Below are 13872 nucleotides of genomic sequence, written 5' to 3' on the forward strand. Positions count from 1 at the left end.
GAGATAATCTTAAAGGTGGGTAATAGATGAGAATTATTGTATATTGTGGAGCAAGTGAAGGAAACCAGCCGATTTATTTAGACAATGCAAAGCAGTTAGGCGAGTGGATTGCAAACAACGGTCACTCTTTAGTATACGGTGGTGGCAATGTCGGTTTAATGGGAGAAGTGGCAAATACAGTACTGGCTAATGATGGTCGTGTCGTTGGTGTCATTCCGAAATTTTTAGCTGATAGAGAAATTGCACATGAAGGCTTAACGGATTTAATTGTTGTGGACAATATGTCAGAACGTAAAAATAAAATATTAGAAGTTGGCGATGTATGTATCGCTCTGCCAGGAGGACCAGGTACGCTAGAAGAAATTAGTGAAGTGATTTCATGGGCGCGTATCGGACAAAATGACAGACCATGTATTGTATATAATGAAAGTGGTTATTATGATTTGCTTGAAGCATTTTTCGATAACATGGTCGCACAAGGTTTTTTATCGCAGGATGATAGAGATAACGTATACTTCGTCAAAAATGTCGATGCGTTAGATGAAGTAATTAAAAACCATAAGAAGCCGGAAATAAGAGTATACAAATAAAGGTCGAGACATCAGTCTCGACCTTTATTATGCTTCTGCATGTTCTACGACAGCAGATTTGTTATTAAATGTTTCTTTGTTAAATGTTCCAAGTAATCTTGAAGTGATTGTACCACTTACCATACTTCCATTAACGTTAAGTGCAGTTCTTCCCATATCGATAAGCGGTTCAACTGTGATTAATACACCTGCTAAAGCAATAGGTAAGCCCATAGAAGAGAGTACGATAATTGCAGCAAATGTTGCACCACCACCAACACCTGCAACACCGAATGAACTAATGGCAGTAATAATCGCTAACTGAATAATAAATTCAGGTGAGAGCGGATTGATACCTGCAGAAGGCGCAATCATTACCGCAAGCATTGCCGGATATATACCAGCACATCCATTCTGTCCCATCGTTGCACCGAATGAAGCGGACATGTTAGCAGTCGCATCATCAACACCAAGAGCATTTTTCTGAGCAGCAATATTTAATGGAATCGTACCTGCGCTAGAGCGTGATGTGAAGGCAAACACAAGTGTCGGAATGACCTTCTTCAAATATGTTACAGGATTTACGCCGAATGCTGATACGATAACAAGGTGTACGATAAACATCGTAATTAACGCAACATATGATGCAATAACGAATTTACCAAGTTCCATAATACCTGCGAAGTTTGTACTTGCTACCATGTTAGCCATAAGGGCGAGTACTCCAAATGGTGTTAAACGTAAAATGATAGAAACGAGACGCATAACAACAGCGAACACAGCATCCACCATTTTTGTGAACATCTCTGCATGTTCCGGGTCTTTACGACGTACGCCGAGTACAGCAATACCAACTAAGAATGAAAAGATAACAACAGCAATTACAGACGTCGGACGTCCTCCTGTCATGTCCATAAATATATTAGACGGGATGAAGTTTACGATACGTTGAGGCATCGTCTTCTGTTCCATCGTATCAAACTTTTCCTGTATTTCAGTACCACGCATTTTCTGATCCTGGCCGATATGAATCTGGTCTGCATTTAAATCAAAGATTAATGCAGAAGCAATACCGATGAAAGCCGCCACTAATGTTGTTAACACTAATGTACCGATAACAGAAGAAGCCATTTTTCCGAGCTGGTCAGCAGTGTTTAAGTTAATGATTGAACGAATGATTGAAACCATTACGAGGGGTACGACAATAACCATGAGTAGCTTAACGTAACCACTACCGATAATTGAATACCAATCAAGTGTCGAAAGTGTCACTTTACTATCTGAACCGTAGAAGACTTGAAGTAAAGTACCGAGGATGATACCGAGCGCCATACCAGTGAAGACACGTTTAGAGAAAGAAACATTTTTCTTATGCATCACTATGAGTAATCCTATAAGAATAGTAAGAATTAAGACGTTAAAAAAAATTAACCAGTTATCCATCTGATTAAAACCTCCAAAATATATAATAATCTTAACTTTACAATGAATTGGGATATATTTCAATAGTATATAGGAAAAAGGATGTAAATGATGGGGTGAAGAGGAATGGGAATAGAGAAGGTGCCGAACAATGTAGAAGTTCGGCACCTAGGTTGTAGAAAGTGGTGGGGTGTGTGCTGTAAGTGCCGAACAATGTAGAAGTTCGTCACCTGGGTAGTAGAAAGTGGTGTGTTATGTGTTGTAGGTGTCGAACAATGTAGAAGTTCGCCACCTACGCCGGTGAAAGCAGTGTGTTCTGAGCTGTAAGTGCCGAACAATGTAGAAGTTCGTCACCTGTGTAGTAGAAAGCAGTGTGTTCTGAGCTGTAGGTGCCGAACAATGTAGAAGTTCGTCACCTACGCCGGTGAAAGCAGTATTTCTGAGCTGTAAGTACCGAACAATGTAAAAGTCCGCCACCTAGGTAGTAGAAAGCAGTGTGTTCTGAGCTGTAAGTGTCGAACAATGTAAAAGTTCGTCACTCCAACCCCCGGTCGGCCAGATCTCTACAAAAAACCTCCTAATCGTTCATCCAGACAAATTTATAAGTATATTCACAAGAGGATTCCTTTAAAATGAAATTCGTATTTTGAGATGAAATATATGCCTTTCCACATGTTTTACCGATTGAAGCATAATTTTTGCGCATTACTTTTTTAATTGTTGATTTCCCTATGGCTGTAAATTCCATAATTTCAGATGTTTTTACATGACTATTTTTAAGAAGGGCTATCGTATCAAAAGCAATGTGTACAGCTTCTTGTTTAGTTATACGTCTGCCACAATTACAAATAATACGGCGTTCCTGATTTTGGAACTTCCTGATAAATTCATGACAAACAGGACACTTTATACCTTTTTTCATATCCTGGAAAGGGTAGTATATAATTCGTTCATTTTTACTGTCCTTCTTATGAAAGTTTGCGAGTGTAGTCAATGCACGAATATCCGCATCATTTGGAGGTTTAACAAGTGCGTTTACAATACGGTCAACATCTTTATGAAAGAGAATATGTGAATGACCGTTAAAACCTGTAACGACAAAGTCAGGATTTATAAACACGACATAACTCAATATTTTATAATCCAGATTATGTTTCATACAAAACTGCTTCAGCTTAATATGAGCACCATTGAACTGCGAGATAGGATCCTTAATGACATAGTTTTGTTCACTTACAAAGTTGTTGTTAATAAATGCGTAATGTCCGGAAAAGTTTTTAATATCAAAATGAAATAAATAGCCATCTTGAATGATTAGAAAGTCATACTGAACTTCACCTTGATAATCCAACCTCAGATCCCATAACTTTGTGCCACCACAATTTTTAATGCGTTCGTAAAACTGTTTTTCTCCTAAATATCCAGAATATAAACGTTTAAATTGTGCTTCATCGAAATCATCTAAAGCAATACGACCCTTTACTTCGAATAAATATTTGACATAGGAACTTGGAAAATAAGTTTTTACAAACATTTAGTCACCTCTACTCTAATATATAACGTTAAAATAAAGGTGACAAATTACATTTTTGAAAATATTATTTATTTTGTGTAATGCATGATAATCTTACTTAACAGTTCAGCACTGCCGTTCAGACGGTCATTGTAATATTGTGTAAAGCGTTCGTCTGTTGTATAGAGCGATGCGAGATTAAAATGATATGCCTTACTGTACATACCGCTCATTATTTCCAGCCATATTTTATGACATTCAAACACTTCTTCTCCGACTGGATCTGTAACATCCAGATTGCGATTCATCATAACATGTAATAACTCAAACATCTTTCGTTCTGCATTTACTGCTTTATCGTATGAATCTTGAGACAAATGTTTGTAATGCGTATGACTTTTATTTAATGTTGCCTCATCATATTTCTCTCTTAATTCATCGCCGTACATTGCTTCGTTTTCCTGAAGTTTATAATCTTTAAATGTTTCAAACTTCTCATGCTCCGTCATGTGTATCTCTCCTTTTTGGTGGGATATGGTCTGGTCAATAACTTTAATTAGAGATTCAATATGCGCTGCTTGTTCTATTAACCTTCTACGCTGCAAGTTGAGATGTGACAATGTATCACCGTCTGAAAGCAGTTTTTGAATGTCATCCAGAGGGAATTGTAATGACTTATAAAATAAAATCAACTGCAGACGATCCAGTTGTGCTGTACGATACATACGATATCCTTTATCCGTATAATGATCTGGCTTTAGTAAATTGATGCTGTCATAATAACGCAAAGTACGTGTACTTACGCCCGTTAAATCACTGACTTCTTTCACTGAATAATACAAAGCATCACCTCCATTAATTAAATTACACCTTTACGTAACGTTAAGGTCAACAGTTGTGGTAAAATTAATAAAAATTTATTCGAGGTGACACCTATGACAAACATACTCATGAGCACTTTCCCCGCAAAATCGGGATGGAATGATGTGCTACAGCAATACCTTGAAAACAAAAAAGTGCTGGTCATTCCTTTTGCGTTCGGTGATATTGTGAAGAATGAACGGGACTGGCTGAAAATATATGGTCTGCGCGGGAAATATTACTTACAGACCGTTAATCCACTCGTGAGTTTCGGAGTGAATAAGAAAGATATTTCATGGGCAAAGTATTATTCTGATACACCTCGTACTTTAAAAGAGAAAATTAATGAAGCGGATGTACTATTCTTTTCAGGCGGATATCCGGACTTGATGATAAAGCGTCTGAAGGATATGGATGTTATAAAGTCGATTCAGAAGTTTCAGGGGACTGTTATAGGTTTCAGTGCTGGTGCAATGATTCAGATTGAAAACTTCCACATCACACCTGATAAAGATTATGACCATTTCTCTTATCATTACAGTCTGGAATTGTTACACGGATTCGATATTGAAGTACATTATGAAAAGTCTGATTATCATGATGCATATATTGATAAAGTAATTCAGGAAAGAAATATTCCGGTATATGCAATAGGGGATAACGGTATCGTTATTGTTGAAGATAACCAGTTTAAAAGTTATGGAGATGTCACGTTTTATCATGTATAACACGCCCCACTAGATAATTCTTTAATTTTTATTTATGATAACTGTATTGAAAGGAATGATTTTATGCCGATGATGAATGTTTATGTAACGATTGAAGAGAAGAAGATGATTCAGGCTGTTGCTAAAGATTTGGATATGAAAGTGTCAGATGTTTTCAAAATATATTCAATGAAAGAAATAGAAAGCAAAGCGCGTAATCTTGATATTGATGAAGTGTCTGTTAAGCATGATAAACAGCATAAAGCGATGATGCGTGAGCTTGGGTTATAGTGTTTACAAATCATTTTATACACTTTATAATATTTTTAAAGGTGGCTTCGTGCCGGTTTTCATGTATATTATGATTACAGCGCCTTCCGATATGGAAGGCGCTTTTTATTTTGGAGGTTATAATGAAAATTAATTTATTTTTACTTGCGATGATGGCATTTTTAGCAGGATTAAATGAGCTTGTGTTAGCGGGTATACTACCTTTCGTGATGGATTACTTTAATATTAACACACAAGAAGCAGGTTATTTAGTAACGGTCTTTGCATTAATATTTGGTCTTGCAGGTCCCGTTCTGATGAGCATCACGATGAATATAAATCGAAAAACACTGTTATTAGTTTTCTTATCGATTTTCATCGTTGGTAATTTAATGAGTGTGTTTGCACAATTCTACTGGATGATGATGTTATCTCGAATCGTACTAGCTGCAAGTGTGTCGATGTTAATCGGTCTCGCATTATCATTATCTGTAAAAGTAGTCCCAGAGTATATGCAGGCACGTGCGATTGGCGTTATTATGATGAGTATCAGTGGTTCTTTAGTACTTGGGACGCCGATTGGTATATATATTGCGGAACTGACAGACTGGAAGATGATATTTGTATTGATCAGTGTTTTGTCAGTTATATTAATGTTGTTACTGATAAGATATTTCCCAGAAAATATTCAAGTAGAACATGTCTCTATGGCACGTGACTGGAAGTTTATATTGAAGAAAGAGATTTTATCTGTCCATTTGTTCAGCTTTTTATTCTTTGTAGGGCAAGGTATGTTTTTCGTTTATTTAACGCCATACTTAATGGATAGAGGCCATAGTATCGCAGTTGTAGGTTTAATATATCTCGTGTTTGGTCTTGCGGGTATTATTGGCAGCGGAATCGGTGGATATATGACAGATAAGTTTGGGAGTACGAATTTACTTGTAGTACAGTCATTTTTATATGTATTTTTAATGCTAATGGTGAACTTTACAGCATCTTCTGCCGTGCTTGTATGCATTAATATTGCAATATGGGCAATGACAGGCTGGATGGTCAATGCGCCAACACAAACGTATTTAATACAAGCAGCACCGAAGTTTTCGAGTATTAATCAGACGGTAAGTACATCATCAACGCAGTTCGGTATTTCTCTCGGCGCATTGTTAGGTGGTATATGTATTACTCAAACAAATTCATATCCAGCACTCATTTATTACGGCTGTATTGTTTTAGCAATTGCATTTTTAGTAACGTTATATATACGCAAACTTAATACGAAATAAGGAGTGGCATATGCCACTCCTTATTTTGCGTGTATAGATGAATGTTTAAGGGATTTATGTGTTACAGCATGGTGAACGATGCTGACAACTTTAGAAATTAGAAGTGCACTTAAAAACCATGCGATAAATCCTGTTATGATACTTAGAGCATAGTTTGAAGTTGTACTTAACATACTCCATGTAACGAGTATGCTGATCAAACCGCCAGTCATACCGAATACAGCACCTCGGCATACGTTCGTTGCAAATTTATTGCCATATTCCATCCCTGCAATGATAAGTGAAAGTAGAAATACAGCAGGAAATGTCGCAAAAATCCCACCGAAATCTTCCCAAGGGATGACTTTAGATATGATATAGCTAAAAGCGACGGTACTTCCACCGATGAGAAATTTTAATAATAATACTTTTGTTTTCATATGAAAGACTTCCTTTAAATGTTTTTAAGTGCGAAAAATACGCAAGAAATAACAAACCAGCATAGTGTAGATAAGACAGCACCTTTTTTAAATCCTGTCTTAGGTACGAAGTATGACGCGAAGGCAACGGTTAAGATGCAGCTCGTAATACCGATGACGGCACCACTGCTTAAATTCATTGAAGCATTAACGAGATCTTCACCGTGATGATCGACTGATAGTACGAGTATCGCCGCTAGAAATACAGCAGGAAGTGTCGCGAAAATCCCGCCGATTTTACCGCCAACTTTATTTGCGATAATGGAAGCACCAGCAACTGCAATCCCGCCGATGATAAAGCGTAATATTAATCCGGACAATGATATTCCGAACATAAAGGTCATCTCTTTTCTTTGTTCGTGATATATTTCACAATTAGAATATACCCATTTTGAAATATTGTAAAGCCATTTGAACATTATGCCACGTAATTGTCATATGTATTGATTGACGAACTTTGTTGGTAAAACACATTAAATTCCTATACTATTAAGATACGAACAAATTGTAGGAGAATGCTTGTGAAATATTTTTTGATTGCTGTTGGAATCATGTCGACTGTACTTGGCTTCATCGGTGCAGCGTTACCTCTTTTGCCGACGACGCCATTTTTACTGCTGGCAGTATTTTGTTTCGCACGCAGTTCTGATCGATTTTATGAATGGCTCGTTCAGACAAGGCTATATAAAAGTTATGTGCAGGAGTTTTATGAACAAAAAGGATATACGATGAAGAAGAAAATTCAGCTGCTAATATCAGTGTACATTGTCGTTGGATTTTCGATATATATGGTCGATCATTTATATGTAAGAATTGGCCTTGGCATCATGCTGTTTTTACAGACGGTTGTACTGTTTACATTTGTAAAGACGATTAAAGAATAAACAGATCGAGACATAAGTTTCTATCTTCTTTCGATTAACAGACGAAACGGCGGAACAAAAGTTGCCACTAAGACAAAAACCGAACAAAAACTATAAATCAAAGAGCTGTAGTGCACCCCAAAAGTTAGACTTAAAATCTAACTTTTGGGGTGTTTTATTTGGCTAAATATGATTTGGAATTCAAGCTGAAAATCGTAATTGAATATATTAATGGCACAGGTGGATTCAGTGTTGTTGGTAAGCGTAATGGTATAAGTCGCTCTATGGTTAGAGATTGGTATAGAGCATATAGTGCCTTCGGCATTGAAGGGTTAGAAAGAAAAAGAAGTAAGAATAAATACAGTTTAGAGGATAAGATTGTTATACTGAGATGGATGAAAGAGAATAATGCTTCATTAAGTATTACTTCAACCAAATTCCGTATTAATAATCCATCTCTTATATCTTCTTGGGTGAATGCTTATAATAAGCATGGTATTGATGGATTGTCTGAAAAGAAGAAAGGAAGTCCATCTATGAAGAAGAAAAAAATTAATAATAGTAATAGTGACTATGTGAAAAAAATTGAACATGAAAATGAACTTTTAAGAGCTGAACTTGCCTATATAAAAAAGTTGAAAGCTTCAGGGATAAGTATACCGAACCGACTGCTAAAATCGAATCAAGAGTCATTAAAGAGCTCCGAAAAGATTTCAAATTAAACATTGTCCTTGAAGCACTGAAATTCCCAAAATCTACATATATGTATTGGCAGAAGCAGTTTGATAAAGAAAATAAGGATCAGAAAATAGAAAATCAAATAAAGGAAATTTTTGAGGAAAACGCCATGAATTATGGCTACAGAAGGATTACAGGTGAACTTAGAAATAGAGGATATATTATTAATCACAAGAAAGTTCAGAGAATCATGAGTAAATTGAATTTAAAATCAATCTCATTTACTAGAAAAAATAGAAAATATTCATCCTACAAAGGAAAAATTGGCCGTATCGCTGATAATTTGGTTAACCGTAGGTTTGATACAAATATTCCCTATCAGAAAATAACTACAGATACATCAGAGTTTAAATACCATTATCTTAATGAAAATGGTTTAATTTGTACTGGGAAGCTTTATCTTGACCCATTTATGGATTTGTTTAATAGAGAAATTATCTCATATAGTATATCCAAAAAGCCAAATGCAGAAGGTATTATGTCAGCACTTACAAAAGCTGTGGCATTAACAGATGCATGTGAGTTTAGAAGAACTTTTCATAGCGATCAAGGTTGGGCTTATCAGATGAAAAAATATAGGCAAAAGCTTAAAGATAATAAAATATTTCAGAGTATGTCCCGTAAGGGAAATTGTCTGGATAACTCGCCGATGGAGAGCTTTTTCAGTATTTTAAAACAGGAAATATTCTACGGAAAAGTTTATGAAAGTTATGAACAACTTGAAGCAGCAATTGAAAATTATATATGGTATTACAACAATAAGCGAATTAAATCAAAATTAGAATGGAAGAGCCCGATAGGGTTCAGAGAAAGTAGACTAAATGTAAAAATTGCATAAAAAAATGGAATGGATTTCTCCATTCCAAATAGTCTAACTTTTAGGGTTCACTACAAGCGATTTATTAGTTTTGTTCGGTTTTTGCTTGTGGCAGAACACGTTTGTCCCAGCCTCTTTTTGCGATTACAGTTTCTCTTTCAATCAGTTTATGCGGAATAACAAAACGTGTACCATCCGTATTATCACCTTTTATTAAACCAGCAAGTTTATGCATCGCTTTTTGCCCGAGATTTTCAGTTTCAATATCAAGCGTCGTTAAATAAGGGTGCGTTAGTGTTGAGAATATAGAATTGTTAAAGCTGATAACTGATATGTCATCCGGCACTTTATAGCCATATAATTCTACGAGCTGAATAATACGCAGCGCAAATATATCATCGAGTGCAATAATTGCTGTCGCTTGCGCAGATTGAATTTTCTCTTCAAGTTTAACGTAGTCATCCGGTACATTTAATGTCAGACTTTGATGTGCATTTAACTGTGCCAACATCATTGCCTTCTGATAACCGAAATATCGTTCATAAAAAATGTTCTCAGTTGTCGTATTTGTAATGAAGAGTATATTTTGATGGCCATTTTTAATTAAGTAATCAGTCGCTTCCTGACCGAGGAGCTGATTATCATTATCTACGTAAACTGTATTAGAAAGCGCGTCATATGGTTGTCCGATTAACACGAAAGGAATGTTTTGCTGACGTAAATAGTCAATGATAGGGTCATCAATAACAGAGTATGTAATGATAAAGCCGCCGACTTGTTTTTCAGTATGCATCGCTTTAACGTTTTCAAATAATGTATCGATATCTTTCGCAATTGCAAGTGCGGTCGTTAAGTTATGTGTACGTGCTTCACCGTTTATCGCTTCAATAATCTCGAGGAAGAAAGGATTCGCAAGTCGCTCTTTAGAATTGAGTGGTGGCAAAATGATGCCGACAGCACTCGTTGTACGCTTTCCAAGATTTCTGGCAGAAATATTCGGTACGTAGCCGAGTTCATCCATTACTTTCTGAACTTTCTTCTTTGTTGCCTGTGAAATGCTCGGATGATCATTAATTACACGTGACACTGTGCTAGTCGCTACATTTGCTTTACGGGCTACATCTTTAACTGTAATCGTCATCATCTTCCTCCTTGTTGCATGATTTAATTATATAATGGCGCAAACGATTGCATTAGTCAATACTATGATAAAAAGTTAATAACTTCTCTATTTACAAAAATGAATTCAAGTGATATATTAAAACCAACGAAACCGATTGCATAAAAATAAAAGGAGTTGAATGCAGTGAAAAATTTATTGAGTTTTGAGTTCTGGCAAAAGTTCGGTAAAGCATTGATGGTTGTTGTAGCGGTTATGCCAGCTGCTGGTTTAATGATCAGTATCGGGAAGTCGATTCCATTAATCAGCCCGGATATGCAGATGTTAATTACGATTGGTGGCGTAGTAGAAAGTTTAGGTTGGGCAATTATAGGGAACCTTCACTTACTGTTTGCGCTGGCCATTGGTGGAAGTTGGGCGAAAGAGCGTGCAGGTGGTGCGTTTGCAGCAGGGATAGCTTTTATATTAATCAACCGTATTACAGGTGCTATCTTTGGTGTCAACAGTGCAATGCTCGCAGATGACAAAGCCTTTACTCACACATTATTCGGAACTAAAATTATGGTGAAAGGGTTCTTTACGAGTGTATTAGAAGCACCAGCATTAAATATGGGTGTGTTCGTAGGGATTATCGCAGGATTTGTTGGTGCGAATGCATATAACAAATATTATAACTACCGTAAGTTACCAGATGCGTTATCATTCTTTAATGGTAAACGATTCGTACCATTTGTCGTAATATTATGGTCAACAATCGTCGCGATTGTACTATCAATCGTATGGCCATATATTCAAGCAGGAATTAACAACTTCGGTCTATGGATCGCAACATCAAAAGATACAGCGCCAATACTGGCACCATTCTTATTTGGATTTTTAGAGCGTTTATTATTACCATTCGGATTACATCATATGCTTACAATTCCAATTAACTATACACAGCTTGGTGGAACATATGAAATTCTTTCTGGTGCACAGGCAGGTACGAAAGTATATGGACAAGATCCATTATGGCTTGCATGGGCAACAGACTTAGTAAACTTAAATCATGTTGGAGATACTTCACAATATAACCATGTATTAAACTCATTTACACCTGCACGTTTTAAAGTAGGACAAATGATTGGTTCAACCGGTATTTTAATGGGGCTTGCATATGCGATGTACCGAAACGTTGATAAAGATAAGAAGCCGAAATATAAATCAATGTACTTCTCAGCTGCAATCGCAGTATTCTTAACTGGTGTAACAGAACCTTTAGAATTTATGTTTATGTTTGTTGCAGCACCGCTTTATGCTGTGTATGCATTGATTCAAGGTGCAGCATTCGCGATGGCAGATGTTATTAACTTACGTGTCCATTCATTTGGAACAATCGAGCTATTAACACGTACACCGCTTGCGCTCAAAGCAGGTCTTGCTGGAGACTTAATCAACTTCGTCTTAACGACAATTGGATTTGCAATCGGAACATATTTCATTGCAAACTTCCTAATTAAGAAGTTCAACTTTGCAACACCAGGACGCAACGGAAACTATGAAATTGATGGTGAAGCGAATGCAACTGAAGTTGTAGCAGCTGATAAACAAGTGATTCAAGTCATTCACTTGTTAGGTGGGAAAGACAACATTAAAGACGTAGATGCTTGTATGACGAGACTGCGAGTAAGTGTTAATGATAAATCTAAAGTTGGTACAGAAGCAGATTGGAAGAAAGCCGGGGCAATGGGGCTTATCGTTAAAGATAACGGTGTACAGGCTGTATATGGTCCTAAAGCAGATGTATTAAAGTCAGACATCGAAGATTTATTACAATCGGGTGCCGATATTCCAGAACCAGAAGAAACAACGGTTCAGTCAACTATACTGGATAACACTGATAGTGCTGGATTTACAGGTCATGTACATCAACTACGTGCTGTTGCAGATGGGGAAGTTATCGATATTACTGATGTGAACGACCCGGTATTCTCGCAGAAAATGATGGGTGAAGGCTATGCAGTAAAGCCGGAATCAGAAGAAGTTGTATCTCCGGTAGATGGAGAAATTATCAGCATCTTCCCGACGAAACATGCAATCGGTATTAGAACGAATGATGGTATTGAAGTATTAGTGCATATGGGAATAGAAACAGTACAGATGAAACAACCAGCTTCACGAGTTGTCGTAAACGATGGTCAGAAAGTGAAAGCAGGAGATACATTAGCGTATATGGATCTGACAGCAGTAAGAGCAGAAGGTAAGGATACGACAATTATCATTGTGATGACCAACAGCGATAAAGTTGATACATTACAATTAAATAAAACAGGAATCGTACAAAAAGGTGAAACAGTAGGAACGATGCTTGTTTAATCAAAAAGACAGTCTTCGGGCTGTCTTTTCGTTATAATAAAAGTAATAAATATAAGGAGCGAGAGATGTGAAAGTATTAACGTTAAATACGCATAGCTGGCTTGAAGCGCAGCAGGAGGAGAAACTAGAGATTATCGTTGAACGTATTATGAAGGTGGATTACGATATTATTGCACTTCAGGAAGTCAATCAGCTATCACATAATGCTGTCATTGAAACACCGGAAAACTTTTGTCCGTTAATGGAACAAACACCTATTAAAGAAGGAAACTTCGCCTATGAAATTGTGAAAAAGTTAAAGGAAAAAGGAGCGACATATTACTGGAGTTATGCGATGAGTCACATCGGTTATGGTATATACGATGAAGGCAGTGCACTATTATCTAAAACACCGATTGATCCGTATGCAGTGTTCGTATCAATAGAAGAAAGCCCGGATAATTATAAATCAAGAAAGATACTTTTCGGGAAAACGACAGCAGATGATGTAGAGTTACTCGCTGTAAGTTGTCATTATTCATGGTGGATAACACAATCAGAAGGATTCAGTTACGAATGGAATAATACAATCAATACATTGTCGCATTATGACATGCCGAAACTTGTAATGGGTGACTTTAATAATCCGGAAGGTACAGAAGGATATGCATTTGTGATAAACAGTGAGGCAAATATACAGGATACATACACAGTCGCAACAAAGAGAACAGGAAGTCATACAATTGAGAAAAATATTGCCGGATGGGAAGACAACGATGGCAAACTGAGAATAGATTTTATATTCAGTACACCTGAATTTAAAGTGCTGCATCACGGTACAGTATTTGATGGGAAAACAGAAGCAATTGTGAGCGATCACTTCGGTGTAGAAGCGGAAATAGTAAGATGATAAT

15 protein-coding genes and 1 pseudogene are annotated in these 13872 nt (G+C 36.7%); 10 read left to right on the forward strand and 6 right to left on the reverse strand.

What is annotated here, in order from left to right; genetic code table 11:
• Positions 1–26: 26 nt before the first annotated feature.
• Entirely contained in the window at positions 27–590 is a 564-nt protein-coding gene (locus LAU42_RS01615) for an LOG family protein (RefSeq protein ID WP_224183970.1), read from the forward strand.
• 27 nt (positions 591–617) lie between these two features.
• On the opposite strand, the gene LAU42_RS01620 is transcribed toward LAU42_RS01615, so the two are convergent.
• The 3 genes from LAU42_RS01620 to LAU42_RS01630 form a co-directional block, all read right to left on the reverse strand.
• Entirely contained in the window at positions 618–2012 is a 1395-nt protein-coding gene (locus LAU42_RS01620; protein ID WP_224183971.1) for an L-cystine transporter, read from the reverse strand.
• Between the two features lie 556 nt (positions 2013–2568).
• The gene (locus tag LAU42_RS01625; protein WP_224183972.1) at positions 2569–3525 is read right to left on the reverse strand and encodes a nuclease-related domain-containing protein; all 957 of its coding nucleotides are present in this window, start codon (positions 3523–3525) and stop codon (positions 2569–2571) included.
• A gap of 68 nt (positions 3526–3593) precedes the next feature.
• Positions 3594–4346, reverse strand: a complete 753-nt coding sequence (locus LAU42_RS01630; RefSeq protein WP_224183973.1) for a MerR family transcriptional regulator — start codon at positions 4344–4346, stop codon at positions 3594–3596.
• 93 nt (positions 4347–4439) lie between these two features.
• Here LAU42_RS01630 and LAU42_RS01635 point away from each other — a divergent pair, with 93 nt between their 5' ends.
• The 3 genes from LAU42_RS01635 (at position 4440) to LAU42_RS01645 (ending at position 6628) form a co-directional block, all read left to right on the forward strand.
• Positions 4440–5093 (forward strand): Type 1 glutamine amidotransferase-like domain-containing protein, encoded by a 654-nt coding sequence (locus LAU42_RS01635; protein ID WP_224183974.1) that lies wholly within the window; start codon positions 4440–4442, stop codon positions 5091–5093.
• Positions 5094–5162: 69 nt separating this feature from the next.
• Positions 5163–5363, forward strand: a complete 201-nt coding sequence (locus tag LAU42_RS01640; protein WP_224183975.1) for a hypothetical protein — start codon at positions 5163–5165, stop codon at positions 5361–5363.
• A gap of 122 nt (positions 5364–5485) precedes the next feature.
• Positions 5486–6628 (forward strand): MFS transporter, encoded by a 1143-nt coding sequence (locus tag LAU42_RS01645; RefSeq protein ID WP_224183976.1) that lies wholly within the window; start codon positions 5486–5488, stop codon positions 6626–6628.
• Positions 6629–6648: 20 nt separating this feature from the next.
• Here the strand turns inward: LAU42_RS01645 and LAU42_RS01650 are convergent, their stop codons facing one another.
• Both LAU42_RS01650 and LAU42_RS01655 read right to left on the reverse strand, forming a co-directional pair.
• Complete coding sequence (locus tag LAU42_RS01650; protein ID WP_224183977.1) at positions 6649–7047, reverse strand: DUF3147 family protein; 399 nt, start codon at positions 7045–7047, stop codon at positions 6649–6651.
• Positions 7048–7061: 14 nt separating this feature from the next.
• A complete protein-coding gene (locus tag LAU42_RS01655) occupies positions 7062–7421 on the reverse strand; it encodes a DUF3147 family protein (protein WP_224183978.1) in 360 nt (119 codons plus the stop codon).
• Positions 7422–7607: 186 nt separating this feature from the next.
• Between LAU42_RS01655 and LAU42_RS01660 the strand changes: the two genes are divergently transcribed.
• The 3 genes from LAU42_RS01660 to LAU42_RS11900 all read left to right on the forward strand — a co-directional run bounded on the left by LAU42_RS01660 (position 7608) and on the right by LAU42_RS11900 (position 9525).
• A complete protein-coding gene (locus LAU42_RS01660; RefSeq protein ID WP_224183979.1) occupies positions 7608–7970 on the forward strand; it encodes a YbaN family protein in 363 nt (120 codons plus the stop codon).
• A 158-nt stretch (positions 7971–8128) separates the two neighbouring features.
• On the forward strand, positions 8129–8671 hold the full coding sequence (locus LAU42_RS11895) for a helix-turn-helix domain-containing protein (RefSeq protein ID WP_338147625.1): 543 nt from the start codon (positions 8129–8131) through the stop codon (positions 8669–8671).
• Positions 8641–9525, forward strand: a complete 885-nt coding sequence (locus LAU42_RS11900; protein ID WP_325051780.1) for an IS3 family transposase — start codon at positions 8641–8643, stop codon at positions 9523–9525. Before LAU42_RS11895 ends, LAU42_RS11900 begins: the two co-directional genes overlap by 31 nt.
• Before the next feature lie 64 nt (positions 9526–9589).
• Here the strand turns inward: LAU42_RS11900 and LAU42_RS01670 are convergent, their stop codons facing one another.
• On the reverse strand, positions 9590–10648 hold the full coding sequence (locus LAU42_RS01670) for a LacI family DNA-binding transcriptional regulator (RefSeq protein ID WP_277602376.1): 1059 nt from the start codon (positions 10646–10648) through the stop codon (positions 9590–9592).
• A 162-nt stretch (positions 10649–10810) separates the two neighbouring features.
• On the opposite strand from LAU42_RS01670, the pseudogene LAU42_RS01675 reads away from it, so the two are divergent.
• From LAU42_RS01675 to LAU42_RS01680, 3 genes and pseudogenes are all read left to right on the forward strand, one after another.
• Positions 10811–12436: pseudogene (locus LAU42_RS01675) on the forward strand (PTS transporter subunit IIBC); the annotation flags it as partial.
• Positions 12437–12490: 54 nt separating this feature from the next.
• On the forward strand, positions 12491–12979 hold the full coding sequence (locus tag LAU42_RS11905) for a PTS sugar transporter subunit IIA (RefSeq protein WP_338147537.1): 489 nt from the start codon (positions 12491–12493) through the stop codon (positions 12977–12979).
• Between the two features lie 67 nt (positions 12980–13046).
• Positions 13047–13868 carry an endonuclease/exonuclease/phosphatase family protein gene (locus tag LAU42_RS01680; protein WP_224183981.1) on the forward strand — a complete coding sequence of 274 codons (822 nt, stop codon included), beginning with the start codon at positions 13047–13049 and terminating at the stop codon, positions 13866–13868.
• The last annotated feature ends 4 nt before the right edge of the window (positions 13869–13872 follow it).

It is taken from the genome of Macrococcus armenti, assembly GCF_020097135.1.
GTDB lineage: Bacteria > Bacillota > Bacilli > Staphylococcales > Staphylococcaceae > Macrococcoides > Macrococcoides armenti.